This is a genomic window from Shimia fortis (assembly GCF_040225985.1).
Classification (GTDB): domain Bacteria; phylum Pseudomonadota; class Alphaproteobacteria; order Rhodobacterales; family Rhodobacteraceae; genus Shimia.
In genome coordinates this window covers 41,964-65,976 of the sequence record NZ_JBBPEU010000003.1, presented here as the reverse complement: position 1 = coordinate 65,976, position 24,013 = coordinate 41,964, and the positions used below count along the sequence as shown (strand labels likewise).

Sequence of the window (24,013 nt, the reverse complement as noted above, 5' to 3'; positions counted from 1 at the left end):
CGCAAAAGGGCGCCTTCAAATGACTGAAACCACTCGAGAACTTACCCGTCGAAATCCACTTCTTCGGTGAGCTTCAGCGCAGCCGGACGCAGTTTGGCGAGATCCATCAGATTGACGTCATCCGCGGTGAAGTCACCCCAGCCCTGTACCAACGCGTCGGGCGCGGTGCCCGGTGCGATCGGGTATTCGAAATTGGCCTTGGCATAGACTTCCTGCGCCTTGGGCGAAGTCAGAAATTCCATCATCTTGAGCGCAGCTTCAGGGTGGGGGGCGTGTTTGGCCATAGCCACACCCGAAATGTTCACGTGTGTGCCAGCGCCTTCAAAGGTCGGGAAGACCACGTTGACGCTTTCGGCCCATTCCTTCTGCTCTTCGTCATTCAGCATCTTGCCCATGTAATAGGTGTTGCCGATCGCGATGTCGCATTCGCCGGCCCAGATCGCCTTGACCTGTGCGCGGTCATTGCCCTGCGGTTTGCGGGCAAGGTTTTCTTTCACGCCTTCCAGCCAGGTTTTGGCACCGTCCTCACCGAGGTGGTGAATCACGGCCGAGGTCAGCGCGACGTTATAGGCATTGGTGCCAGAGCGGGTGCAGATGCGCCCCTTCCATTTGGGATCGGCCAGGTCTTCATAGGTGGTGACTTCGCCCTCGGCGACGCGGTCTTTCGAGGCATAGACAATCCGCGCGCGTGTGGTCAGACCCCACCAGTGGCCTTCGGGATCGTGGTAAAGATCCGGCACGTTGGCCTTGAGAACATCGCTTTCCACGGCTTGCGTCAGGCCCGCGTCAACCACGGCGGCCAGACGCGAGATATCCACCGTCAGAACCAGATCCGCAGGGGAACGCTCGCCCTCGGCCTGCATCCGCTCGATCATGCCCTTCTTGAGATAGGCGACGTTTACCTTGATGCCGGTCTCTTCCGTGAAGGCATCGGTCAGCGGCTTGATCAATTCGGGCTGCCGATAGGAATAGACATTGACCTCGTCAGCGACTGCAGGCGCAGCGATGGCCATGGCGGTGGTGGCAAAGAGGGCGGTTTTGAACTTGGACAACATGTGTGAATGCTCTCGTTTTCGCGGTTTCGATTGGTCCTGAAATACCCGAGCATTTTTGTTGGGTCAATACCTGAATAAAACATTCAGGTATCTATTTTCGCTTCTCGTCGGCCTTCACCGCATCCCAGAGCGCATCCATTTCGGCGAGCGTTGACTCGGCGGGGGTTTTGCCGGCTTCGGCCAGCCTGGCCTCGATCCCTTCAAAGCGGCGGATGAACTTGGCGTTGGTGGCGCGCAGGGCCGCTTCTGGGTCCACGTCAAGATGGCGTGCGAGATTGGCCATCACGAACAGCATGTCGCCGAACTCTTCCTCGATCTCGGTCTGGGTCATGCGGTCGCGCGCCTCGGCAAGCTCTCCGGCCTCTTCGACGATCTTGTCCACAACCTGCCCGATATCAGGCCAGTCAAACCCGACCCGCGCGGCGCGTTTTTGCAATTTCACGGCCCGCAGCAAAGCGGGCAGACCCACCGCCACCCCGTCCAGCGTGCCTTTTTGCGCCTTCCCGGCGCGTTCGGCGGCCTTGATCGTTTCCCAATCGCGGGTCTGCTGGTCTGCGGATTTATCCCGGCTTTCATCGCCGAACACATGGGGGTGACGGGCGACCATCTTGTCCGACATGGTGTCGGCGACCTCGTCAAAGGTGAACAACCCCCGTTCGGCCGCCATCTGGGCGTGGAACACGGACTGGAACAGAAGATCGCCCAATTCGCCCTTCAATTCGTCCCAGGCTTCCCGGTCGATGGCGTCGGCCACCTCGTAGGCTTCCTCGATCGTGTAGGGGGCGATCGTTGCGAAATCCTGTTCGATATCCCAGGGGCATCCGGTCTCGGGATCGCGCAGGCGGCGCATGATTTCCAGCAGGCGCGGCATGCCGCCCTTGGGGTTGTGGATCAGATCGTCGGCCATTGCAGTTCCCCTTATTCCGGTGTTCAGTTGCATATCAGATGAAGCCCAACCCGGAGTCCACCCCATGCCTGTGCTCAATCGCATTGCCGCCTATGCAGACGAGATGAAAACCTGGCGGCGGCACCTGCACGCCCATCCCGAACTGGAATTTGACTGTCATAAAACCGCGCGCTTCGTGGTGGATCGGTTGCGCGACTTCGGTGTAGACGAAATTCACGAAGGCATCGCGACGTCCGGCGTGGTGGCCATTGTGAACGGGCAGGGCGCGGGCGGCACGATCGGGCTGCGCGCCGATATGGACGCGCTGCCCATGCCCGAAACCACGGGGCTGGACCATGCTTCCACCGTGCCGGGGGCGATGCATGCCTGCGGCCATGACGGGCACACCACGATGTTGCTGGGGGCTGCGAAATATCTGGCCGAAACGCGCAATTTCTCGGGGCGCGTGGCGCTGATCTTTCAGCCCGCCGAAGAAGGCGGCGGCGGGGCCGGTGTGATGGTCGAGGAAGGCATCATGGACCGGTTCGGCATTGATCAGGTCTATGCGCTGCATAATGTGCCCGAGATCGAAACCGGCCATTTCTATACCACGCCGGGGCCGATCATGGCTGCGGTAGACGAATTCCACGTCGATATTCAGGGGCGCGGCGGACATGGCGCCTATCCGCAAGAGACTGCCGATCCGGTGGTCGCCGCGATTGCCATTGCGCAGGCCTTCCAGACCATCATCAGCCGCAATCACGACACGCGGCAAGAGGCCGTGGTGTCTGTGACGCAGGTCCATAGCGGCAGTACCGATAACGTGATCCCCGACACGGCCTATCTGAACGGAACCGTGCGCACCTTCGAGCCCGAGGTGCAAGACATGATCATCCGTCGCATGGAACAGATCGTGGCAGGCCATGGCGCCAGTTTCGACGTGAGCGCCACGCTGCGCTACGAGCGCGGCTATCCCGCAACGGTCAATGATCCGGCAAAAGTGGGATTTGCCGCAGATGTAGCGCGCGAGATTTCGGGCGATCACGCGGTGCAGGACAATACGGGCAAGGAAATGGGCGCCGAGGATTTTGCCTATATGCTGCAGGCGCGGCCCGGGGCCTATCTGTTTCTCGGCCAGGGGCCGGGCGCGGGGTTGCACAATCCGAACTATGATTTCAACGACGAGATTTCGCCGGTCGGCGCGTCGTTTTTCGCGCGGCTGGTCGAGACGGCCCAGCCGGTCTGAGGGGGCAGGCCGGAATGGGGACGCTGCCGCCGGACCGCAGTGAGCCCCGGGGGCGCTGCCCCCGGACCCCCGAGGTATTTGTCCCAAGAAAAAGTGCGGGCTTGCGGTTTGACTTGACGGGGGCTCCTGTCTTGTTCAGAATTTGATCAAATTTTACGACGGGGGTGCAGATGGCACTGGAAGATGCAAAAACACAGGTGGACGAGGCGTTCACCCGGCGCGACATGCGCGGGTGCAGTTTCGAGAACACGTTTGGCGGGGCGACCTCGTTCCTGCGCCGCCGCTATAGCAAGGATCTGAGCGGGGTTGATATTGCCGTGACCGGCGTGCCCTTTGACCAGGCGGTGACCAACCGGCCCGGCACGCGGCTGGGTCCGCGCGCAATCCGCGAGGCCTCGGCGCTGCAAAGCCCGGATGCGCCTTACGGCTGGGATTACAACGTGATGGAGGCGTTCAACATCGTCGATTACGGCGATCTGGCCTTTGATTACGCGCGGGTGCAGGATTTTCCGGCGGCCCTGACCGAGCATATCCGCGGCATCCTGTCGGCGGGCGCGGCGAGCCTTGTTCTGGGCGGCGACCATTACATCACCTTCCCAATCCTGAAAGCCTATGCCGAGAAATACGGCCCGCTGTCGCTGTTGCAGTTCGACGCCCATACCGACACCTGGGCCGATGATGACATGGAGCGGATCGACCATGGCACAATGTTCTACAAGGCGGTCAAAAGCGGCATCGTGGATCCGGCACGGTCGGTTCAGGTGGGCATCCGAACGGTGAATGAAGACCCGCTTGGGGTGCAAATCATTGATGCGCGCGAGGTGCATGACACCGGCCCCGCAGCGGTGGTGGTAAAAATCAAGGATATCCTTGGCGACAACCCGACCTATGTGAGTTTCGACATCGACTGTCTGGATCCGGCCTTTGCGCCGGGCACGGGTACGCCGGTCTGGGGCGGGCTGAGCAGTGCGCAGGCGGCGCATATCCTGCGCGACATTGCCGGGATCAATATGGTAGGAGGCGATATTGTCGAGGTGTCGCCACCGTTTGACACGACCGGGGCCACGGCGATTGCCGGGGCGCATATAGCGACCGAACTGTTGCAGATCTGGGGGGCGACGCGCCGCTAGCGCGCCCCTGCGGCATCACGGGGCCCATCCCGGGCTTGGCGAAGCGGGCCTTCGTGGGTTACATGGTCGTATTGAAATAAGTTGCGACTGCGCCAGGTCTTCCAGGGATTTCAAGGGAGATGGCGGTGCTGCGGATTTTGAAAGGGACTGGGATGACGCTTGTCTGGGGAATTGCGATCCTTGCACTGGTGATGCTGGCCTATATCCGGCTGGCCCCCAGCCGGCCCGAAATCTGGCACGTACCCCCGAAGGTCGAGGCGGACAAGACGTTTGGCAATGGTGTGACCCGCCGTGTGATGACCGGCGCAGGCGGGCTCGAGCGGTTTCAGGCGATTGCCGCCGCCGACCCGCGCACCGATGTTCTGGCGGGGTCCGTTGACAGTGGCATGATCACCTTTATCAGCCGCACACGGATGGTCGGCTTTCCGGACTACACGACGGTACAGCAGGACGGGGAAGAGGTGCTGATCTATGCGCGTTCACGATTTGGGCGGCGTGATTTCGGCGTCAACGCGACCCGTGTCGATGCCTGGATCGATGCTTTGCGCGCCTATTGAGGGCGATGACAGGCCCGAGGACAGGCAACCTTCGGACACCTCGCGCCACATCGGTACGTTGAGCGACATCTGGCATTGCGCCATGAACATGCGCCCGTCCACCTGAAGGCAGATGGTTTCCCCCAGATCGACCCGCGCGCCGGAACTGTCGGTGCAGTAGCAGTCGATGACCTTGCCGTTGAGGTTATAGTCTGCAGCGGCGGGCAGGGCGGCCAGTGTCAGGGCCGATATGATCAGAAATCCTCGCATGGGGGACAATCTACACCACTCCGCCCCCTTGACCAAGTCTGCGGATTGGCCCACTTACCCTTATGGTTCCTATTGAGCGTCTAGAACAGATCAAGCAGCGGTTCGAGTTTCTCGAGGCGCAGATGGCAGAGGGCACGGCGGGCGAGGATATCGCGCGGCTGGCCAAGGAATATGCCGACCTGAAACCGGTGGTCGAACAGATCGCGGCCTATCGCCAGTTGCTGGCTGATCTGGAAGAGGCCGAGAGCATGCTGGATGACCCTGACATGCGCGAACTGGCGGAAGAAGAACTGCCGGCCTTGAAACAGCGGCTGCCCGAGGCGGAGCACGCGCTGCAACTTGCGCTTTTGCCCAAGGACGAGGCTGACACGCGCCCGGCCATGGTGGAAATCCGGCCTGGCACCGGGGGGGACGAGGCCGCGCTGTTCGCGGGTGACCTGCTGCGCATGTATCAACGCTATGCCGAGGCGCGGGGCTGGAAGGTCGAGATCATCGAGGAACAGCAGACCGAGCTTGGCGGCATCAAAGAGGTCGTCGCCCATATCAAGGGCGAGAACGTTTTTGCCCGGCTGAAATATGAATCCGGCGTGCATCGCGTGCAGCGCGTGCCCGAAACCGAAAGCGGTGGGCGTATCCATACCTCGGCAGCGACCGTCGCGGTTCTGCCCGAGGCCGAGGATGTGGATATCCAGATTGATGCCAATGACATCCGGATTGATACGATGCGGTCCTCGGGGGCGGGCGGGCAGCACGTCAACACCACCGATTCTGCCGTGCGGATCACGCATATTCCCTCGGGGATCGTCGTGACCAGTTCCGAGAAATCCCAGCATCGCAACCGCGAGATCGCGATGCAGGTTCTGAAAACGCGGCTGTATGATCTGGAACGCCAGAGGATCGACAGCGCGCGGTCCGCCGATCGCAAGTCGCAGGTCGGGTCGGGCGACCGGTCGGAACGCATACGCACCTACAACTTTCCCCAAGGCCGGATGACGGATCACCGCATCAACCTGACGCTATACAAGCTGGATGCGGTCATGGGCGGCGATCTGGACGAGATCATCGACGCACTGACCGCAGACGATCAGGCGCGGATGCTTGCGGAGATTGCGGCGTGATCCTGCGCAAGGCGTTGCAGGACGGGATGGCCCGTCTGCGCGATGCCGGGATCCACGGGCCCGAACGCGATGCGCGCGCTTTGCTGGCCGATGCGGTGGGCTTGCCGCCCGCGCGATTGTCTCTGGAACCGGATCTCGAATTGACTGCGGCACAGCAGGCCCGGTTCGACGCGGCGTTGACACGCCGCTGCCATCGCGAACCGGTCTCGAAGATCATCGGGCGGCGCGCCTTCTGGGGGCGCGATTTTCAAGTGAGCGAGGCCGTTCTGGACCCGCGCCCCGAAACCGAAACCCTGATCGCAGAAGCCCTTAAAGGCCCCGCGCCGCGCCGTATTCTGGACCTTGGCACCGGATCGGGCATCCTGCCCGTAACCCTGTTGCTGGAATGTGCCGGGGCAACGGCGCTGGCCACGGATGTCAGCCCTGCCGCCCTGCGCGTGGCGGCGGCAAATGCCACAACCCATGGCGTAGCGGACCGGTTGACCCTGCAACAGGCGGACTGGTTTCACGGGGTGATCGGTCAGTTCGACCTGATCCTGTCGAACCCGCCCTATATTTCCGAAACCGAGATGCGCGACCTTGCGCCCGAGGTTCTGAACCATGATCCGCATCTTGCGCTGACACCGGGTGGGGATGGCTTGTCACCTTATGTCACCATCGCTGAAGATGCGCCGCGCCACCTCACACCGGCGGGGCGTCTCATGGTGGAAATCGGCTGGAAACAGGGACCAGACGTGGTGGCGATCTTTCGCGAAGCGGGGCTGAGCCATGTGCAGATCCTCGCCGATCTGGACGGCCGCGATCGTGTGGTGACCGCGACAATTGCGTGAGTTTGGCAAAAAAACCTGCATTTTCGCCATGAATTAACACTTAGGCCCTTGTATGCAGTGCCAGACCCGATTACTCAGGAAATGTCCTTGCGAAGATGGTGACACCGCCGGTCCCGCAGGACATCAAGCCAAAAAGTCGATTCCCGGTTTTTGAGCGCAAGGGGCGCGAAACGGGTATAACGACCGATTTTGTGACCAAGGCTGGACAGCAACAAAAATGAGATCTTCAAAATCCCGTTCGCGGAACAAGAACAATCGCAACCGTCCCTCAGGCAATATCGTCAACCGGGTGTTTGACAGCTCGGGTCCCGAGGGCAAGGTGCGTGGCACGCCGCAACAGATTATTGACAAATACAACCAACTCGCCCGCGACGCCCAGCTTGCCAATGACCGCGTGGCGACCGAGAATTTCCAGCAGCACGCTGAACATTACCTGCGCATGCTGTCCGAGGCACAGCGCGAACAAGAAGCGCGCCGCGAAGAACAGGAACGCCAGAACCGTGAACGCCAGGCCGAACGTGACCGCGAGCGTCAGGAACGGATGGAGCGTCAGGAACGTGAAGCCAATGGCGGCGGCAATGATGCGAACCCCGATCCGGCAGATGCCCCGCAACCGGACGTGATCGAGATCGCAGAAGGCAGCGGCGACGCCGGTCTGGTGGAAACGCCCGAGACTAAGGCGGAAGAAAAGCCCAAGACAACACGCAAGCCGCGCCGCAAACCCGCGCCAAAGAAAGAATCCAAATCCGAGGACAAACCGGCACCGGAAAGTCCTGAGGCGGCCGAATAAAAGAAAAGACCCGAAGCCAAGGCTTCGGGTCTTTTTCGTTCAGGCTATGGTCACGCCTTGGCGACTTCCCGTGCGAGGGCGCAGAACTGTTCCAGCGAGACCTGTTCGGCGCGTTCCGTGGGTTTGATCCCCGCCGCCAGCAAACGGTCCTCGATCTCGGGCGCCACGCCCTTGAGGGCCGCGCGCAGCATCTTGCGGCGCTGGTTGAACGCCTTGGCGACCACGTGACTCAGAACGCGCGCGTCGGCCGGGAAACGGGGCTCGGGCAGGGCGGTCAGGTGTACCACTGCGCTGCTCACCTTGGGCGGTGGGGTAAAGGCCCCCGGCGGCAGGCTCATCACGATTTTGGCGTCCGCACGCCATTGCGACAGGATCGCAAGCCGCCCATAGGCCTTGCTGCCGGGCTGGGCCACGATCCGTTCGGCCACCTCGCGCTGGAACATCAGGGTCAGGCTTTGCCAGAACGGGGGCCAGTCCTTTGGGGTCAGCCAGCGCACCAGAAGCTCGGTCCCGACATTATAGGGCAGGTTGGCGGCGATGCGGATGGGCGGGGTCAGATGCGCCAGAGGATCAATCTCGAGAGCATCGCCGTTGATGACCTCCAGCCGGCCGGGATAGGCCGCACCGATCTGGTCCAGCACCGGCATGCAGCGGGTGTCTTTCTCGATGGCCAGCACCTTGCGCGCGCCCTCGGCCAGCAGGCCCCGGGTCAGCCCGCCCGGGCCGGGCCCGATTTCCAGCACGTCACATTCCGAAAGATCGCCCGCCTGCCGTGCGATCTTGGCTGTCAGATTCAGGTCCAACAGGAAATTCTGTCCCAGCGATTTGCGCGCTGAAAGCCCATGCTCGGCAATCACGTCGCGCAACGGGGGAAGGCTATCGATGCCGCTCATGTCTTCTTCTTTGCTAAGATACTCAAATGCCCGCCCTCGATGCCGCCATTGCCGCTGCAAGTTTGAGCGCCTCGATCAGGCTGGAGGGATTGGCGATGCCTTTGCCGGCAATGTCGAAGGCTGTGCCGTGATCGGGCGAGGTGCGGATAAAGGGCAGGCCAAGTGTGACGTTCACACCGCGATCAAAATTCAGCGTCTTGATCGGGATCAGCGCCTGATCGTGATACATGCAGACCGCCGCGTCATAGCGGGCGCGGGCTGCGGCGTGGAACATGGTGTCGGCGGGCAGCGGACCTGTGATGTCCCAGCCTTCGGCGCGCAACGAGTCGACAACCGGCGCAATCACACTCATGTCCTCTCGGCCCATGGCACCACCTTCGCCCGCATGCGGGTTCAGTCCTGCGACTGCGATGCGCGGCGCTTTGATGCCAAACTGGTCGACAAGACCCGCACGCGTGATCTCGAGCGTGCGACGCAGCAGGTCTGGCGTCAGTGCCGCGGGCACATCGGCCAGCGCGATATGGATCGTGGTCGGTACCACGCGCAGCTGGTCACTGGCCAGCATCATCACGACATTCTCGACCCCGGCCAGATGGGCAAGGTATTCTGTGTGGCCTGGCCACGGAAACAGGGTGCCGTCTTTAAGCGCCTTCTTGTGGATCGGCGCGGTGCAAAGCGCGCTTGCGGCGCCCTCCATCGCCAGGCGCGCGCCAAGGGCAATCGCCTCCATCACACCTTTGGCGTTGGTCGGATCGGGCGACCCTGGCACGGCCTCGCCGCCAAAATCCAGAGGCAGGACCGGCAATGCCCTCTTACACACCGACAGGGCCTCTGCCGGCGTCTCGATTTCCGCGAGTGGCACAGACGCGCCCAGATGGCGGGGATCCGCGATCAGGAAAAATGGCACCTCTTCGCGCAGGCGTTCCCAGGCTTTGACCGCAAGTTCCAATCCGACACCGGCCGGTTCACCACAGCTGAGCGCGATGGGGGCGGTCATGTTTACTCCACGATAATGGCTTCCGAGCGCAGCTGCGCCAGATAGCCATCCGCATAGGATTGCAGGCGCTGGTTGCGCAGGGAATTCGCCACGTCCTCGCGCGAGACCTCTTCGCCAAGGGCGACGGTTCGACCGCACAACATCAGAAGCACCAGAACCGGCTCGCCCGCGGCGGTGCGGCGCACGACGTTGGTCGAGACTTCGTTTTCGTCCAGCTTGGCCAGTTCCACCGCCAGATCGCGGGGCACTTCACCGGGAGTCACGGATTCACGGATCAGATTGTCGCGCGGTAGATCCTTGGCCAGCCCGTAAAGATCGTCACAGGTGTCGAGATCGTCCAGAATCCGGCGCATCAGCCCGAGGTTTTCCTCGGTCCGTCCGCCGGGCAGCGACAGGGCGGCATATTCCACTGCCGAGTAAGACGGGGCGCGGCGCCCGGTTTCGCGCATCGAGCGCAGCTGGAACAGGGCCACGGCATTGGGCAAGGGGTAGGGCGCAGTCACCTCGCCTGGTTTCAGCGCCATGATCTGCGGGCGCAATTCGGGCGGCAGGTTCGTCACCGACATCCAGTCGATGCGCCCGCCTTCATCCTTGGTGCGGGATTGCGAATATTGCAGGGCCGCTTCGGCAAACTGGTCGATCTCGGTGATTTCCGACAGCTGCAACGCAAGCGACTGCACCTGCTGGGCCGTTTGCGGCGTGATCGGGATCACGATTTCGGACAGCAAGACATTGATGCCGCCGGTGCCGGTATTCGATGCCACGGCACGGTCGATCTCTTCCTCGGAAATATTGGCCTGCGCGCCAAAGCGGGTTTGGATCACGCCGCGCCAGGCAATCTGGGCATACAGGAAATCGCGCAGCGAGTCCTCGTACAGCCCCTCGGTTTCCAGCGCCTTGATCAGTTCTTCCGGCTGCATGTTCACCCGGCGGGCAAAATCCTGAATGCCGGCCTGCACGCCTTCTTCGCTGGGCTGGATTCCGTTTATTTCGGCGGCCTGCAATTGCAGACGTTCGTTGATCAACTGTTCCTTGGCCTGTTTGCGGGCATTGCCGGGGGCGTTCATGATCGACAGAAGCAGTGCGCGCTGTTCGATTTCGAAATTGGTGACAACGCGGTCATTGACGGTCACGGCAGCGGAAAAATCCTGGGCCACCAAAGGGCCGGTCAGGGCGGCACACACTGCCAGCGCGGTCGTCAGGCGGGCCAGAGGGCGGAATGAAATCATGTTGCGGTTACCCTGCTTTGTTACTGCACGTGCGGTGATAGCTCTTGTCCTTGGAATTGACACTAAAGCCAAGGAAAGAAATTGTCAGGCCCACACTTGTACGCGGTTCGACATTGGTGTTGGTGATAAAGCTGCGCGAGACATCCAGCCCGACCAGAACACATTCGTTGCGGTATTCAAGGCCGATCCCCGCTTCGGCGGACTGGTCGCTGGCCAGATCATAGCGCCAGTCCAGAAGGCCGGTCCAATGGCGGCTGAAACGATAGCGCGAATCCAGCGTCCATTCGGCCACCTTGTCGGCACGCCCTTCTGCCGGATCGGCCCCCAGCCAGACATAGCTGCCGACCAGCCACAGTTTTTCGTTGCTCCACGCCGCATGGGCCGAGGCCTTGTTCAGCCCGCTGAAACCGTCAAACAAACCACGCGCAGTGAAGGTCAGCCCGTTATTGTTGCGGAACTGGCCCGCGATCAGGAAATCCGACGGCGATTGCGATAAGCCGGAACTGGTGGTGAAATCGGGATGCACGTCTTTCTGGTACACCTGCCCGAAAGATAGGTAGGCCTGCCAGCCATCCGGGTCGATCCGCGACCAGTTCAGCCCCAGCGCCGCCTGCGCCCCACGTTCGCGCCGGTCGCCCGCAGGAAAGCGCGACAGGGACAGAAGGTTGCCCTCGTCAAACTCCACGCGCGAGCTTTCGTCATTGGCCACGTTCAGTGTGTCGCCTCCGCTATAGCCGATCATTGCCACTGGTTCGATGATATAGGACACGCCCGAAGGCGACACCTTGCTGAAGGGCCAGCGCAGGTCCGCTGCGACGCTCGGGGTGAACTGGCTTTCGAACCCGTCGCGGGTGGCGTCGTCATCGGTCTGGAAGGCGTCAAAAGTCAATTGCGTGGTCAGACCCGCGCGCAACCCGCTCGACATGGTCCAGTTGCGCCGCCACCACAGGTTCGCATTAGCCCGCGTCACGTCGCGCCCGTCCACGATGGTGTCGGGGTCGCCGCTGTCGACATCCAGATCCGAGGTCCGGTGGTGGTGATGCAACAACACCGACCAGCGCCCTTCGCCGCCAATCGCCTTGGGGAAGAACCGCCGCTCGGTTTCGGCCACGCCGATGATCGTCGGGATCGTGTCGTTGTCTTCGGTGTCCCGCAGCGAGTTGTAATGGATCAGCGCAAAGCGCGTGTTCTCGTCCCGTTTCACCCGACGCACGGTGATGTCGCTTTCCAGCCGGTCATCGTCTGAATAGTCGTAATCAATCAGATATGCCTCGTCCGAGGTCGCCTTGATGTCGAAGGTCAGCGTGTAATCACGCGGCAAATAGAAATGCCCTTCGCCAAACAGGTAGCCACGTGGCTGGTCGGGGTAGATGTCATCATCCGAAACCGCGCCGTTGAACTCGATCCGTCCCTGCTTGAACGCCTGCCGATAGCGGAACTCCATGGTACGGGTCTTGTCCGCCAGATAGGGGGTCAGCGTCAGGTCCTTGGATTCCCCGATGGGAAAGAAATAGGGCACCTTGGCGCCAAATCCCAGAAGGCTGCTCTGGTTCAGTTCCGGGATCAGGAAACCGCGCGCCCGGTCCAGGGTCGGGTCGGGCAGGCGCAGTTGCGGAAAATAGAAGATCGGCACGTCCAGAACGCGCACCTGTGCGTGGTCGAAATAGATCTGTCGTTCCAGCTGGTCGTGCACCACCCGCTGGGCGCGAATCTGCCACAGCGGCGCGGCATTCAGATCATCCGCGCAGACGCGGCAGGAACTGACCGTGGTCTTGGTCAGCACATTATAGCGGTTTTCAACGCGGTTCAGCTGGTTCGAAGCCAGTTGCAACTGCTGGTTCAGCACCACGCGGGCGCTGCGCAGCAACCCGTTGCGGAACGCAGTGTCCATCTCGGCATAGCTGGCGATGATGCGGGTGTGATCCCCTTGCGACAGACGGATCGGGCCGGTCACGCGCACGATGTCGGCGCTGCCGTCATACTCGATCTGCTTGGCTTCGATCCGCACATCCCCTTGAAGTGCTTCGACATTGCCCTTGGCGATAAGGCGGTTGTCGACGGTCACCTGCACGCTGTCCGCGATTAGCACCACGTTTTGCGAGGCATTTTCCTTGACAGCTGGCGGAATCTCTTGCGCTGCAACCGGAGTTGCCGTGGCCCCGAGGGCCGCAAGACAGAGAATCCGAACAAGGGGCGTCATCCGTCCTCCATATGCAACAAAAGCCCCAGTGCCAACATGACACTTGCAAACGGGGGCGCCCACGCGGCCAGTGCCACGGGAATTTGTCCATTCTCGCCAAGGATTTGCGCAAAGTTACGCACGTAGTACATGCCAAAGCCGGTCATCACTGCCCCCAGCACTGCAAGGCCGGTGCGTCCGGCGCGGGTGTGGCGCATGGTAAAGGCCGCGGCAATCATCATCATCGCGACAAGGAACAGGGGCTGGGCCAATTCCATCTGCAACCAGACCTGATGGCGCCGCGCCGAAAATCCGGCCTCTTCCAGATCGCCGATGAACTCGGGAAGATCCCAGATCGAAATCGCGGCAGGCGACCCGAAGCTGTCGCGGATACGGTCCCGTGTCAGGCTGCTTTCGACGCGCAGCAACTCGTGTGTTTTGGACCCTTCTTCGGGGTTCAGCCCCGCATGAAGAGGCCAGGCCTTGGCGTTGTAAAGCTCCCACGCGCCCTCATCCAGCGCGGCGGCCTCGGCCTCGATCCGCGTCACCGGGCCACCATCCTTGGCATAAAGCACAATGGTCACGTCATAGAAATACGAGGCATCCGGGTTCGTGCGGTCAGCATGGATCACCGCCTGGCCGCGGTCGCTGCCCTGGCGCAGCCAAAGCCCCTGATCCGATACCGAAAAGGCACTTCTGCCACCGTAATCAAAGCTCTCTTTCAGTTCGCTAAAGCGCGACGAGGTCAGCGCCACGATCGGGTTCAGCATGGTGACCGATACGACCCCCATCAAGAACACCACCATGACCGGCGACAAAAGCGACACCAGCGCCGACCGCCCCGAGGCGCGCACCACCACCAGTTCGCTGGACCTTGCAAGGCTCAGGAACAGGGCCACCGCCGACAGGATCACCAAGAGCGGCAGGATCTGGTACATTGAGGCCGGTGCATTCAACAGGGTCAGGCGCAGCACCTGGTCAAACCCGATCTGCTCGACATCGAAATGGCGCAGGTGGTCCATCAGATCGACCAGCCCCAGCAGCGCGAGGAACAGCGCCGAAATGCCCAGAAAGACCCAGATGAATTTGCGGGCGAAATAAAAGTGGATCGTCATGCTGCCCCTCGTCGTTTGAACATGGACGGCGGATAGGCCGACAGGGACAAGAGAACCAGCGCAAGGCACAGGCCCAGAGCCGCGGGGAGATAGATTAGGGGCCACAAATCCCCATTGGCCCGCACCGGATCCAGCACCGCACTACGCACGATCTCAAGCGAGATCAGCATGACGAAAGACAGCACGATCTGTTTCCACACGCCGAACCGGCTGTAGCCGCCCAAAAGCAACGTACCAAAGGCCACCAGCGCGGCAAGGGCGCTGGTGAGGGGTTGCCCAAAACGGGAATGCGCTTCTTCCAAGATATCGCCGCGATTGGTGTTCAATTCATCGGCAATCTCGTAGCTGCGCGTCAAAAGCTGCCCTGTCGGCATATAACGGATGGATTGCCGGACAATCGCAGGTTTGCGGATCAGGCTACTGATATCATACGTGAAATCCGAAAAATTCGTGGTGAATAAACGCCCGCCCGGCTGCACGAGGATTTGCGAAAGCCCGTCCACCATCACCAGTTTCGCGCCCGAAGCATCGTTCACCAGATAGGCCTCGGCGGCGGTGTAGGTGCTGATCTGTTCATCGTCGCGCCGATCCGACAGGTAGACGTCCTTCAGAACGCCTTCGGGCGTGATGTCACGGATATAGAAGGTCACGCCATCGGTCGGATGCAGGAATTCACCCTCGGTCAGCAGGCGCGCGGTCAGGTTCTGGCTGACCTCTGCCTGCCGCAGGTTGAACTGATAGAGTGAACTTGGCACGAGGTAATGCGTCAGCGTCGACATCATCACGAAAATGATCACGCCAAACAGCATGACAGGCCGGGCAAGGCGCCACGGGCTGAACCCGGTGGCCTGCATCACCGTCAACTCGCTTTCACTACTCAGGCGGTTGATGACATAGACCGTCGCCGCAAAGGTCGAAAATGGGATCACGTGGCGGATGATTCCGGGCAGGCTCAGCACCGTGAACTCAAGGAACACCGAGGTCGACTGGCCATTGGCAATCAAGAGGTCCATAAGTTCGACCGCGCTGTTGACCCAGTAGACAGCCACAAGGATCAGCGAGAAGAATCCGAACAGGACCAGTAGCTGCGACAGCACATATCTGTCGAATCTGCTCACGTGTGACGGCCCCCAATTCCTGCCTGTTTTGGCGGCAGTTTAGTGGAAACAAACGGCGGGGAAAACTGCTATCTGGTCAAGGGGACGGTGGCACGCTAGGACTGAGGCACACAACAGGGAGTAAAACACGTGGTCAAACCCGTTTCCGTGAATTTCGAAGAGGTCGACGGCGATGTGCTGGCAGGGGCCGAGGGCCGTGTGGCCGTGCTGGTCACGCGCGAGGGCCGGATGGACGTGGCCGCCCGCCGTGCCAACCGTCTGACCCGTGGCGCGGTCCAGCGCGTGATCGACGCCAAGGCCGAAAAGGCCAAGTCCGGCGACGTCACCACCATTGCCTTCCCTGCGGGCATGGCCGCCGAGGCGCTGGACGTGATGTTCCTCGAGCGCAACTGCACGCCGGTCGAGGCGCGCAAGGCCGGTGTGGCGCTGGCAAAGCTGCGTGGCACATCCCCGCTTTTGGTCTGTGCCGGGGCGCATCGGCGCGCCGCGTCTCTGGCCATGGGCATTGCCCTTCGCGACTATGAATTTGAAGATCACCGCAGTGCCGATCCCAAGGAAGACCCCCGCGCGGTGCGCATGATGGTCACCAGGCCTGACGAGATTTCGGCGCAGGCCGCGCCGATGCTGGCCGTGGCGGACGGCGTGTTCTTTACCCGTGATCTGACCAATGAACCGGCCAATGTGCTGACCACCACCGAATTCGCCAACCGCCTCGCCGACATGGCCGCGCTGGGTCTTGAGGTAGAGATTCTGGAAGAAGACAAGCTGGCCGAATTGGGCATGGGCGCGCTTCTCTCGGTGGGGGAAGGATCGGAAAGCCCGTCCAAAGTGGTAGTCATGCAGTGGAAGGGCGGCGAGAAAGACGCCGCCCCGCTGGCCCTGATCGGCAAGGGCGTGGTGTTCGACACCGGTGGCATTTCGCTGAAACCGGCCGCGGGTATGGAAGACATGACCATGGATATGGGCGGTGCGGGCGTTGTTTCGGGCGTGATGCGCGCGCTGGCGCTGCGCAAGGCCCCGGCCAATGTGGTCGGTCTGGTGGGCCTTGTCGAGAACATGCCCTCGGGCAAGGCGACCCGTCCCGGCGACGTGGTCAAATCCATGAAGGGCGACACGATCGAGGTCATCAACACCGACGCCGAAGGGCGGTTGGTGCTGTGTGACGTTCTGCACTACACACAACAGCGGTTCAAGCCGGCCGCGATGGTGGATCTGGCGACGCTGACCGGAGCCATCATCATCGGGCTGGGGCATGAAAATGCGGGCGTGTTCTCGAATGACGATGCTTTCTGCAACGCCTTCCTGCGCGCCGCGCGGCAAGAGGGCGAAGGCGCGTGGCGGATGCCACTGGCACCGGCCTATGACGACATGCTGAAATCCCGCATCGCCGACATGAAAAACACTGGCGGACGCCCGGCGGGGTCGATCACCGCAGCGGAATTCCTGCACCGCTTCGTGTCCGATGACGTGCCGTGGATCCATCTCGACATCGCGGGGGTCGCCAGTGTCAAGGCCGCCACCACCTATGCGCCCGCGGGCGCCACGGGCTGGGGCGTGATGGCGCTGGACCGTCTGGTTGCCGACCGGTTCGAAAGCAAAGACGAGGCCGGGTGATTTGGGCGCGGCCTTTTTTTATCACCTGACGCGCCAGCCCATCGACGTCACCTTGCCGATGCTGATCGGCAAGGCGCGCGGCGCAGGCTGGCGCATTCTGGTACGGGGCCGCAGCGCAGACCGTATGGACTGGCTGGACCAGAAGCTGTGGTTGCAGGGCGATGAGAGCTTTCTGCCACACGGGCTGGCCGGGGGTCCCCATGACGCCGACCAGCCGGTTTTGCTGACCCATGAGAGCAGCAGCAACGGCAATGCCGCAGGGTGCCTGATGTCGATCGACGGCGCGCCGGTCACACCGGACGAGGTGCGCGCCGCAGACCGTGTCTGCATTCTGTTCGACGGCCATGACTTGGACGCCGTCGCCCATGCCCGCACCCAGTGGAAGGCGCTGACCGACGCGGGATGTGCGGCACAATACTGGTCCGAAGAAAGTGGTCGATGGGAGAAAAAGCTGAAAAAGCAGAAAGCTAACAGCCTCTCTTAAAGCGTCCCGGTCTTCATCTTGCCAAAAATACTCAAATCCGACCCATCCCCACGCACATCAAGTGCGGCTTTATCTCTGCAGGATCAGCGTGTTGTCGACAATCGTCACCTGTCGGAATTTTTGCAGATAGGTCATGCCCAACAATGATTTGCCCAGTTCGCCCTCGTTGACCTGCGCGGGCACGTTCCGGTCGACGATGTCGCCCACGCGCATCTCGTCCAGCCGCACCGGCGCGGTGCGCACTTCGCCATTGGCGGTCATGGCGCGTCCGAAATAAGGCAGGGTTTCGGGGTCCATCCCGATCCGGCGGGCGTCGGCCTTGTTCAACACGATCTGCGTTGCGCCGGTGTCGACGATAAAACGGATCGGCGCGCCGTTGATTTCGACCGTCATGTGATAATGCCCGTCCGGCCCGCGCGGAATCTCGATCTGGCCGTTGCTTTCGAAACTGGCCGCACTCGGGGTGACGGTGCTGCGGATGTCGTCCCAGAACCCGTAGGCCGCCACCAGCCCCAGCCCGATCAGGATCCAGGCCAGCGCCTGTTGTACGGTTTTGCCAAAGGACTGGCGGTGGCTGGTCACGAACCAGAACACCACCGCAGCCCCCAACACTACCAGATATGTCAATTGCCCGATCTGATCGCCACTCATGGGCACCTCTTGCTTTCTTTCAGTGGATATAGGGCAGGGCGTGCCTGATAGGAAGAGGTCACCCCATCAGGCCGAAATCGCGCAGACCCTCCAGAACGAACTGCACCGCCAGCGCGGCCAGCAGCATCCCCAACAGCCGCGTGGCCACGTTGATGCCCGTTTTTCCCAGCGCCTTGGCCAGAAGGCCGCCCATCAAGAACAGCCCCAGCACGACCCCCAGCACCGCCAGCGCCACCCCCAGTACCAAAAGCGTATGGGTGACGCCGCTGTGCTGGCTGGACAGCAAAATCACCGTCGCAATCGACCCCGGCCCCGCAATCAGCGGAATGGCGATGGGAAAGACCGACGGGTCATCGTGGTCGTCGTCATCGGCCTGATCTTCGCGCCGCTTGGTCCGTCGTTCAAACAGCATGTCCAGCGCGGTCAGCAACAGAAGGATGCCGCCCGCGATGCGGAAGGCCGGCATCGAAATCCCGATAAAGCCCAGCACCGCCTCGCCAAAAAAGGCAAAAAGCGCCAGTATGGCAAAGGCGATCAGGCAGGCCCGCAGGGCAATCGCCCGCCGGCGGGTGGCGTCCATCTCGTGGGTCAGGGCAATGAACAGCGGCGTCAGCCCCACCGGGTCGATGATCACGAAAAGCGTGACAAAGGCTGTGATGAGTCCGGCACTGTCCATGGGATCACGCTATCGCTCAGGCCTCGGCCGTTTCAAGCTTTTCCAGCGCAACCATCCACAGGGATTCCGCGCGCTCCAGCCCCTCGATCACCTCGGCATGTTTCTTCTGCCACTTGGCAATGTCGTCGGTTCTGCCGCCTTCATAGAGCGCCGGGTCGGCCAGCTTTTCATCCAGCTTCTCGCGCATCTCGGTCAGTTTCTCGACCCGTTCCTCGCATTTGCGCACTTCGGCCCGCAGGGCCAGCACCACATCGCGTGACGCGCGTTTGGGGGCGGCTTTGGTCTCTTTCGGTTTCTGCGCCGCCTTGTCTGACGCCAAAAGTTCCGCCCGATAGGTTTCCAGATCGCCCTCATAGGGTTTCACGGTCCCGTCCGCCACCAGCCACAGCCTGTCGGCGGTCATCGACAACAGGTGCATGTCGTGGCTCACAAGGATCACGGCGCCGGAATAATTGGTCAGGGCCTCGACCAGCGCCTCGCGGCTCTCGATATCAAGGTGGTTGGTCGGCTCGTCGAGGATCAGCAGATGCGGCGCATCGAGGGTTGCCAATAGCAACGAAAGCCGCGCCTTCTGGCCGCCCGACAATTGCCCGACCACGGTGTCCGCCTGATCCGCCCCAAGGCCGAACCCCGCAAGGGTCGCCCGCAGGCGGGCCGGCAGGTGATCGGGACGTTCGCGGCGCAGATGGTCCAGCGGTGTTTCGTCGATATGCAGCTCGTCCACCTGATGCTGCGCGAAATACCCGATGCGCAGCTTCGAGGATTTGGTCATCTGTCCGTCCATCAGTGGCAGACGATCCGACAACAGTTTCGACAGTGTGGATTTACCCTGACCGTTCTTACCCAAAAGCGCGATGCGGTCGTCCTGATCGATGCGCAGGTTCAGCCGTTTCAGAACCGGCGTGTCCGTATACCCGACCGCGCCGGATTCGGTGCGGATGATGGGCGGCGACAGTTCCTCGGGCGAAGGGAAGGCAAAGGATCGCAGGGCGGCTTCTTGCGGACTGGCGATCGGTTCCATCCGCGCCAGCGCCTTGAGGCGGGATTGTGCCTGTTTCGCTTTGTCGGCCTTGTACCGGAACCGGTCCACATAGGATTGCAGATGGGCGCGGCGGGCCTCTTGCTTCTTGGCCATCGCCTCTGCCTGGGCCAGCTTTTCCGCGCGCTGGCGGGCGAACTGGTCATAGGGGCCCTGATAGAAGGTCAGTTTTTTGTCTTCCAGATGCAGGATCGCGCCCACGGCCCGGTTCAAAAGGCCACGATCGTGGCTGATGATGATGACCGTATGGGGATATTTTGCCAGATAGTTTTCCAGCCAGAGCGCGCCTTCCAGATCGAGATAGTTGGTCGGTTCGTCCAAAAGCAGCAGGTCCGGCTGTGAAAACAGCACCGCCGCCAGCGCGACGCGCATCCGCCAGCCGCCGGAAAAATCCGAACAGGGGCGCGACTGGTCATCGAAATCAAATCCCAGACCTTTGAGAATAGACGATGCCCGCGCCTCGGCGCTCCAGGCGTCGATGTCGGCCAAACGAGTCTGGATCTCGGCGATGCGGATCGGGTCGGTCGCCGTGTCGGCCTCGGCCATAAGGGCGGCGCGTTCGGTATCGGCGGCCAGCACCGTGTCCAGGAGTGACACCTCGGACGAAGGCACCTCTTGGGCGACACCGCCGATGCGGGCGTTTGGTGGCAGGGAAATCTGGCCGGTTTCCAGCGCCAGTTCCCCGCGGATCAGACGAAACAGGGTGGTTTTCCCGGTGCCGTTGCGCCCCACCAGGCCCACCTTGTGCCCGGTGGGCACCGTGGCCGAGGCGTTCACGATCAGGGGCCGTCCGGCCACATTGTAAGAGATGTCATCAATCCGCAGCATGACGCCCGGTTTCGCCCATCTGGCGAGCAGCGTCAATCATCGCTTTTCAAGTCGTCTTGCCCATGGTATCGGGGCGCCAATTCGAACACGGGGGCGGGCAGGGTGCCGGTCCCCTCAACAGGAGAAGACACATGGCTCTGGAACGCACTTTCTCGATCATCAAACCCGATGCAACCCGCCGCAACCTGACCGGCAAGATCAACGCCAAATTCGAAGAGGCCGGCCTGCGCATCGTTGCGCAAAAGCGCATTCACCTGACCAAGGCGCAAGCCGGTGAATTCTATGCCGTGCACAAGGAACGCCCGTTCTATGACGAACTGTGCGAATTCATGGCGTCGGCCCCGATCGTCGCGCAGGTTCTGGAAGGTGAAAACGCCATCGCGAAAAACCGCGAAGTCATGGGCGCCACCAACCCCGCAGACGCCGCCGCCGGCACCATCCGTGCAGAATTCGCGGAATCGGTAGGCGAAAACTCGGTTCACGGCTCGGACGCACCGGAAACCGCAGCGGTCGAAATCGCATACTTCTTCTCGGGTCTGGAACTGGTCGGCTAAGTCCCCGTTTCGATCTGACAGGATCAGGGCCGTCCCGAAGAACCGGGGCGGCCTATTCTTTTGCCTAATTGCGTTCGATCACGCCAATCTCGTTCAGGATCTTTTCGATGCCGGTGCGGTCCGGCGCCTTGTTCCCGGCTTTGAGCGCGTCAAACCGTGCGCGCAGGGCCTCTTTCTCTTTGCCCTGACAATCGTTCCAGGGACGCCCCTGCAATCCCATGACCAACACATAATAACCGATGAAATGCGGCCGCGTGCCGGTCTGCAACAACCGCGCATAAGCCGCGTCCGGCCCCAGCGCGCGCAGTTCCTCGGCGCTGTGAATGCCAGCGCGGTCAAAGGCCTCTTCCATGGCCGGGCCCAGATTGCGGATCGTGGAAATCGGGGTGCCCATCGTTCAGGCCAATACCCGCATGGCCTGTGCGGCTGGATCCACCATGTCATAGCCCAGATTGGCGAAGTCACTGGCGTAGATAGCGTTCACGAGGGCAACTTCGCGCGCCGACAAGGACGAGATATCAAACCCGCCACGTCGCGTGACATTGGCCTCGCTCAAAGCGGCGACATCGGGCGCGTCCAGTCCAACCATCCGGCGCAAGCTCGCGACGTCTTCGGCCAGCCTTTCCTGCCGCAACAGCAGGTCATACGTTACGGATGGGATTTCAAGGATCGTGGATTGCCGGTCGAAATGGCCGTTTGTCTCGACATTGCCCGCCGCCAGCCCCTCAAGAAAGTCTTCGAACGAGATATAATTCGCGGCCTCAATCGCATGGGTGCGGGAATTGTCCCAGTGTTTCGGCCCCTTCAGGGTTTTGATTAGGCCGGTCCAGAGATAGATGCCCTTGCGGTGTTCCTTGGCGAAACGATGTACCTTGCTGCGATAGGCCGAGGCCGCGCGGGCGTAAGGGTTGCGCACGGCGGCGACCCATTTGAAGCCGGGGAATTCCTCGGCCAGTGTATGAATGTTCTTCTTCAGCACCCTACGCTGCAAAAGGCCCTTTTCGGCCAGTCGGTCCGCATGTTTTCGGGCATATTTGCGTGGGTTTTCATCGCCGATATCTTCGCCCACCAGCTCCATCGCAAATCCCAGCAGGGTCGTCGAGGCCACTTTGGGCGTCAGCGTGATGCACAGCTTGTGCGGGACAACCACCAGTACAAGGGCGGATAATATGGGCACTTTGGTCATGACTGGCGGGCCTTGAAGCGGGCAAGTCCCAATAGTCTAGAAAACATCGCGCCAAAGAAAAAGCCCGTGTTGCCCGGTCGGGCGACGTGCCACAGGCGGGACTGTGGCTCAGATCATGGCCCAGTCGCTAAATAGCGGCTTGGCGGGTTCCTGCGGCTTGTTGCCCCCCTTGGCGGCGGGATCTTGCGGGTTGGGTTTGGCGGGCTTGGGGGCCGGGTTGGTATATGGCATGGGTCTGCTCCTGTTGTTATGGGGTCCACAAGAGCAGGTTTTCAGGGCAACCTGATGCCGGAAGCGGGCTAATTTCGTGCCGATTTCATGCCGGTACTCAAGGTGCGAAGACCAAAAAAGCCCTCTAAGGCTCTCACCTTGAAGGGCTTTTTATGGCTCCGGCGGTAGGGATCGAACCTACGACCAATTGATTAACAGTCAACTGCTCTACCGCTGAGCTACGCCGGAACATCTAGATTTGTAGCAATCTCTCACCCGTGACCGTGTGAGAAGATTTTGGCTCCGGCGGTAGGGATCGAACCTACGACCAATTGATTAACAGTCAACTGCTCTACCGCTGAGCTACGCCGGAACACGAGGCACCGTATAGCCAACCGGAATTGCCACGTCCAGAGGGGGTATCACATTTTTTTCATTTTCCGCGGGATTTTTCAGAGCAGTTCAAAAATCGCTTCGGATTCAAGTGTTTGCCGGGGTTTGACCACGCCGCGACCGGTCAGATCGACCAGATGCGCAAACACGTTGCGCGTGGCCGCGCCCATCAGCGCGGGCGGGGTTTCCGTGTAAATCCGGCAGGCCAGGTCATAAGCGCGGGCAGGGCCGTCTTTCAGGGCCTCAAGGATTTCCGCCTCGCGACCCTGACGGTGAGCCACCAGCCAGGCCAACCGTCCGGAGGGGTTCGTGATCGGGGCGCCGTGGCCGGTGTGAAAGACCCGCCAGTCGCGCGCCTGAAGACGGGCGCAAGAGGTCATGAAATCGGTCAGGTCCCCGTCGGGTGGGCTGACCAGCGTGCTGGACCAGTTCATCACGTGATCCCCGGTCAGGCAGACATCCCCAAACCCCAGCGCGATGTGGTTGCCAAAATGGCCGGGCGTGTGGATCACCTCAAGGCTCCAGCCGTCGCCGGCGATCACGTCGCCATCGGCCACCGTATGGTCACAGCGGAACTGCAGATCGACCCCTTCGCCGCCACCGGCAAACCCCTTGTCCGCAAGGTCCGCCATTACCGCGCTGCGCCCTGCGAACGGTCCGCCAAAGGCCCAGATCGGGGCGCCAGTGGCCATAGACAGACGCGCGGTCAAGGGCGAGTGGTCCAGATGTGCGTGAGTCACGATGATATGGGTAATGGTCTGGTCGTCTTCCACGGCGTCAAGAATGGCCTGCAAATGATCGTCAAGGTCGGGGCCGGGGTCGATCACTGCCAATCCTCGCGTGCCCAGCAGATAGGTGTTGGTGCCCCGAAAGGTCATCGGCGAGGGATTCGGCGCCAGCAACCGGCGCAACCCGGGCTCGATCTCTTCCGCCACACCGGGGGTTGGGTCAAAGGCAAGAATTTCGGGGTCCATGGTCTTTCCTTC

General features: G+C 61.5%; 25 protein-coding genes and 2 tRNA genes. 9 read left to right on the top strand and 18 right to left on the bottom strand.

From position 1 onward, the window contains the following. Positions 1-41: 41 nt before the first annotated feature. Both WNE31_RS06875 and mazG read right to left on the bottom strand, forming a co-directional pair. Positions 42-1,055, bottom strand: coding sequence for a Fe(3+) ABC transporter substrate-binding protein (locus tag WNE31_RS06875; protein ID WP_349978976.1), 1,014 nt, complete (start codon positions 1,053-1,055; stop codon positions 42-44). Positions 1,056-1,146: 91 nt separating this feature from the next. Then, a complete protein-coding gene (gene mazG / locus WNE31_RS06870) occupies positions 1,147-1,962 on the bottom strand; it encodes a nucleoside triphosphate pyrophosphohydrolase (RefSeq protein ID WP_349978975.1) in 816 nt (271 codons plus the stop codon). Positions 1,963-2,026: 64 nt separating this feature from the next. Here mazG and WNE31_RS06865 point away from each other — a divergent pair, with 64 nt between their 5' ends. From WNE31_RS06865 to WNE31_RS06855, 3 genes are all read left to right on the top strand, one after another. Further along, positions 2,027-3,187, top strand: a complete 1,161-nt coding sequence (locus WNE31_RS06865) for a M20 aminoacylase family protein (RefSeq protein ID WP_349978974.1) — start codon at positions 2,027-2,029, stop codon at positions 3,185-3,187. A 170-nt stretch (positions 3,188-3,357) separates the two neighbouring features. Further along, entirely contained in the window at positions 3,358-4,317 is a 960-nt protein-coding gene (gene speB, locus WNE31_RS06860) for an agmatinase (RefSeq protein ID WP_349978973.1), read from the top strand. Positions 4,318-4,469: 152 nt separating this feature from the next. Further along, a complete protein-coding gene (locus tag WNE31_RS06855; protein ID WP_349978972.1) occupies positions 4,470-4,874 on the top strand; it encodes a DUF1499 domain-containing protein in 405 nt (134 codons plus the stop codon). Here the strand turns inward: WNE31_RS06855 and WNE31_RS06850 are convergent. Further along, positions 4,797-5,123: a hypothetical protein gene (locus WNE31_RS06850; RefSeq protein WP_349978971.1), complete on the bottom strand. Its 327-nt coding sequence runs from the start codon at positions 5,121-5,123 to the stop codon at positions 4,797-4,799. The two genes, WNE31_RS06855 and WNE31_RS06850, sit on opposite strands and share 78 nt — an antisense overlap. Positions 5,124-5,185: 62 nt before the next feature. Here WNE31_RS06850 and prfA point away from each other — a divergent pair, with 62 nt between their 5' ends. From prfA to WNE31_RS06835, 3 genes are all read left to right on the top strand, one after another. Then, a complete protein-coding gene (prfA, locus tag WNE31_RS06845; RefSeq protein ID WP_349978970.1) occupies positions 5,186-6,241 on the top strand; it encodes a peptide chain release factor 1 in 1,056 nt (351 codons plus the stop codon). After that, on the top strand, positions 6,238-7,071 hold the full coding sequence (gene prmC / locus WNE31_RS06840) for a peptide chain release factor N(5)-glutamine methyltransferase (RefSeq protein WP_349978969.1): 834 nt from the start codon (positions 6,238-6,240) through the stop codon (positions 7,069-7,071). The genes prfA and prmC overlap by 4 nt, the downstream gene beginning before the upstream one ends. A 217-nt stretch (positions 7,072-7,288) precedes the next feature. Continuing rightward, entirely contained in the window at positions 7,289-7,861 is a 573-nt protein-coding gene (locus WNE31_RS06835; RefSeq protein ID WP_349978968.1) for a DUF4167 domain-containing protein, read from the top strand. Positions 7,862-7,911: 50 nt separating this feature from the next. Here the strand turns inward: WNE31_RS06835 and rsmA are convergent, their stop codons facing one another. The 6 genes from rsmA to lptF are packed head-to-tail and all read right to left on the bottom strand — an operon-like array spanning position 7,912 to position 15,392. After that, positions 7,912-8,754, bottom strand: coding sequence for a 16S rRNA (adenine(1518)-N(6)/adenine(1519)-N(6))-dimethyltransferase RsmA (rsmA, locus tag WNE31_RS06830; RefSeq protein WP_349978967.1), 843 nt, complete (start codon positions 8,752-8,754; stop codon positions 7,912-7,914). A gap of 22 nt (positions 8,755-8,776) precedes the next feature. Then, positions 8,777-9,751 (bottom strand): 4-hydroxythreonine-4-phosphate dehydrogenase PdxA, encoded by a 975-nt coding sequence (gene pdxA / locus WNE31_RS06825; protein WP_349978966.1) that lies wholly within the window; start codon positions 9,749-9,751, stop codon positions 8,777-8,779. Positions 9,752-9,753: 2 nt separating this feature from the next. Then, positions 9,754-10,980 (bottom strand): peptidylprolyl isomerase, encoded by a 1,227-nt coding sequence (locus tag WNE31_RS06820; RefSeq protein ID WP_349978965.1) that lies wholly within the window; start codon positions 10,978-10,980, stop codon positions 9,754-9,756. Between the two features lie 7 nt (positions 10,981-10,987). Continuing rightward, positions 10,988-13,180, bottom strand: coding sequence for an LPS-assembly protein LptD (locus WNE31_RS06815; protein ID WP_349978964.1), 2,193 nt, complete (start codon positions 13,178-13,180; stop codon positions 10,988-10,990). After that, positions 13,177-14,274 (bottom strand): LPS export ABC transporter permease LptG, encoded by a 1,098-nt coding sequence (gene lptG, locus WNE31_RS06810; protein ID WP_349978963.1) that lies wholly within the window; start codon positions 14,272-14,274, stop codon positions 13,177-13,179. Before lptG ends, WNE31_RS06815 begins: the two co-directional genes overlap by 4 nt. Further along, on the bottom strand, positions 14,271-15,392 hold the full coding sequence (gene lptF, locus WNE31_RS06805; RefSeq protein ID WP_349978962.1) for an LPS export ABC transporter permease LptF: 1,122 nt from the start codon (positions 15,390-15,392) through the stop codon (positions 14,271-14,273). Before lptF ends, lptG begins: the two co-directional genes overlap by 4 nt. A 129-nt stretch (positions 15,393-15,521) precedes the next feature. On the opposite strand from lptF, the gene WNE31_RS06800 reads away from it, so the two are divergent. Then, the gene (locus tag WNE31_RS06800) at positions 15,522-17,006 is read left to right on the top strand and encodes a leucyl aminopeptidase (RefSeq protein ID WP_463407421.1); all 1,485 of its coding nucleotides are present in this window, start codon (positions 15,522-15,524) and stop codon (positions 17,004-17,006) included. Position 17,007: 1 nt separating this feature from the next. Further along, the gene (locus WNE31_RS06795; RefSeq protein ID WP_349978961.1) at positions 17,008-17,490 is read left to right on the top strand and encodes a DNA polymerase III subunit chi; all 483 of its coding nucleotides are present in this window, start codon (positions 17,008-17,010) and stop codon (positions 17,488-17,490) included. 69 nt (positions 17,491-17,559) lie between these two features. Here the strand turns inward: WNE31_RS06795 and WNE31_RS06790 are convergent, their stop codons facing one another. The 3 genes from WNE31_RS06790 to WNE31_RS06780 are packed head-to-tail and all read right to left on the bottom strand — an operon-like array spanning position 17,560 to position 20,684. After that, positions 17,560-18,141 carry a retropepsin-like aspartic protease family protein gene (locus WNE31_RS06790; protein WP_349978960.1) on the bottom strand — a complete coding sequence of 194 codons (582 nt, stop codon included), beginning with the start codon at positions 18,139-18,141 and terminating at the stop codon, positions 17,560-17,562. A 58-nt stretch (positions 18,142-18,199) separates the two neighbouring features. Then, positions 18,200-18,817, bottom strand: a complete 618-nt coding sequence (locus WNE31_RS06785) for a MarC family protein (protein ID WP_349978959.1) — start codon at positions 18,815-18,817, stop codon at positions 18,200-18,202. Between the two features lie 16 nt (positions 18,818-18,833). Further along, complete coding sequence (locus tag WNE31_RS06780) at positions 18,834-20,684, bottom strand: ABC-F family ATP-binding cassette domain-containing protein (protein ID WP_349978958.1); 1,851 nt, start codon at positions 20,682-20,684, stop codon at positions 18,834-18,836. A gap of 131 nt (positions 20,685-20,815) precedes the next feature. Here WNE31_RS06780 and ndk point away from each other — a divergent pair, with 131 nt between their 5' ends. Beyond that, positions 20,816-21,238 (top strand): nucleoside-diphosphate kinase, encoded by a 423-nt coding sequence (gene ndk, locus WNE31_RS06775; protein WP_349978957.1) that lies wholly within the window; start codon positions 20,816-20,818, stop codon positions 21,236-21,238. Positions 21,239-21,302: 64 nt separating this feature from the next. Here the strand turns inward: ndk and WNE31_RS06770 are convergent, their stop codons facing one another. From WNE31_RS06770 to WNE31_RS06745, 6 genes are all read right to left on the bottom strand, one after another. Further along, the gene (locus WNE31_RS06770; protein ID WP_349978956.1) at positions 21,303-21,632 is read right to left on the bottom strand and encodes a TfoX/Sxy family protein; all 330 of its coding nucleotides are present in this window, start codon (positions 21,630-21,632) and stop codon (positions 21,303-21,305) included. 3 nt (positions 21,633-21,635) lie between these two features. Continuing rightward, positions 21,636-22,424 (bottom strand): sulfotransferase family 2 domain-containing protein, encoded by a 789-nt coding sequence (locus WNE31_RS06765; protein ID WP_349978955.1) that lies wholly within the window; start codon positions 22,422-22,424, stop codon positions 21,636-21,638. A gap of 108 nt (positions 22,425-22,532) precedes the next feature. Further along, positions 22,533-22,655, bottom strand: coding sequence for a hypothetical protein (locus WNE31_RS06760; RefSeq protein ID WP_349978954.1), 123 nt, complete (start codon positions 22,653-22,655; stop codon positions 22,533-22,535). Between the two features lie 153 nt (positions 22,656-22,808). Continuing rightward, positions 22,809-22,883: transfer RNA gene (locus WNE31_RS06755), tRNA-Asn, on the bottom strand. A gap of 49 nt (positions 22,884-22,932) precedes the next feature. Continuing rightward, a tRNA-Asn gene (locus tag WNE31_RS06750) sits at positions 22,933-23,007 on the bottom strand. 79 nt (positions 23,008-23,086) lie between these two features. Continuing rightward, on the bottom strand, positions 23,087-24,001 hold the full coding sequence (locus tag WNE31_RS06745) for an MBL fold metallo-hydrolase (protein ID WP_349978953.1): 915 nt from the start codon (positions 23,999-24,001) through the stop codon (positions 23,087-23,089). Between the last annotated feature and the right edge of the window lie 12 nt (positions 24,002-24,013).

What these genes read in the sequence shown, in the direction of transcription:
- mazG (WP_349978975.1), bottom strand. Translation starts at nt 1,962, where the DNA reads ATGGCCGACGATCTGATCCACAACCCCAAGGGCGGCATGCCGCGCCTG.
- speB (WP_349978973.1), top strand. Translation starts at nt 3,358, where the DNA reads ATGGCACTGGAAGATGCAAAAACACAGGTGGACGAGGCGTTCACCCGG.
- WNE31_RS06745 (WP_349978953.1), bottom strand. Translation starts at nt 24,001, where the DNA reads ATGGACCCCGAAATTCTTGCCTTTGACCCAACCCCCGGTGTGGCGGAA.
- prfA (WP_349978970.1), top strand. Translation starts at nt 5,186, where the DNA reads ATGGTTCCTATTGAGCGTCTAGAACAGATCAAGCAGCGGTTCGAGTTT.
- WNE31_RS06820 (WP_349978965.1), bottom strand. Translation starts at nt 10,980, where the DNA reads ATGATTTCATTCCGCCCTCTGGCCCGCCTGACGACCGCGCTGGCAGTG.
- ndk (WP_349978957.1), top strand. Translation starts at nt 20,816, where the DNA reads ATGGCTCTGGAACGCACTTTCTCGATCATCAAACCCGATGCAACCCGC.
- WNE31_RS06780 (WP_349978958.1), bottom strand. Translation starts at nt 20,684, where the DNA reads ATGCTGCGGATTGATGACATCTCTTACAATGTGGCCGGACGGCCCCTG.
- WNE31_RS06765 (WP_349978955.1), bottom strand. Translation starts at nt 22,424, where the DNA reads ATGACCAAAGTGCCCATATTATCCGCCCTTGTACTGGTGGTTGTCCCG.
- WNE31_RS06855 (WP_349978972.1), top strand. Translation starts at nt 4,470, where the DNA reads ATGACGCTTGTCTGGGGAATTGCGATCCTTGCACTGGTGATGCTGGCC.
- lptG (WP_349978963.1), bottom strand. Translation starts at nt 14,274, where the DNA reads ATGACGATCCACTTTTATTTCGCCCGCAAATTCATCTGGGTCTTTCTG.
- WNE31_RS06850 (WP_349978971.1), bottom strand. Translation starts at nt 5,123, where the DNA reads ATGCGAGGATTTCTGATCATATCGGCCCTGACACTGGCCGCCCTGCCC.
- rsmA (WP_349978967.1), bottom strand. Translation starts at nt 8,754, where the DNA reads ATGAGCGGCATCGATAGCCTTCCCCCGTTGCGCGACGTGATTGCCGAG.
- pdxA (WP_349978966.1), bottom strand. Translation starts at nt 9,751, where the DNA reads ATGACCGCCCCCATCGCGCTCAGCTGTGGTGAACCGGCCGGTGTCGGA.
- WNE31_RS06760 (WP_349978954.1), bottom strand. Translation starts at nt 22,655, where the DNA reads ATGCCATATACCAACCCGGCCCCCAAGCCCGCCAAACCCAACCCGCAA.
- WNE31_RS06815 (WP_349978964.1), bottom strand. Translation starts at nt 13,180, where the DNA reads ATGACGCCCCTTGTTCGGATTCTCTGTCTTGCGGCCCTCGGGGCCACG.
- WNE31_RS06790 (WP_349978960.1), bottom strand. Translation starts at nt 18,141, where the DNA reads ATGAGTGGCGATCAGATCGGGCAATTGACATATCTGGTAGTGTTGGGG.
- WNE31_RS06835 (WP_349978968.1), top strand. Translation starts at nt 7,289, where the DNA reads ATGAGATCTTCAAAATCCCGTTCGCGGAACAAGAACAATCGCAACCGT.
- WNE31_RS06865 (WP_349978974.1), top strand. Translation starts at nt 2,027, where the DNA reads ATGCCTGTGCTCAATCGCATTGCCGCCTATGCAGACGAGATGAAAACC.
- WNE31_RS06875 (WP_349978976.1), bottom strand. Translation starts at nt 1,055, where the DNA reads ATGTTGTCCAAGTTCAAAACCGCCCTCTTTGCCACCACCGCCATGGCC.
- WNE31_RS06785 (WP_349978959.1), bottom strand. Translation starts at nt 18,817, where the DNA reads ATGGACAGTGCCGGACTCATCACAGCCTTTGTCACGCTTTTCGTGATC.
- WNE31_RS06770 (WP_349978956.1), bottom strand. Translation starts at nt 21,632, where the DNA reads ATGGGCACCCCGATTTCCACGATCCGCAATCTGGGCCCGGCCATGGAA.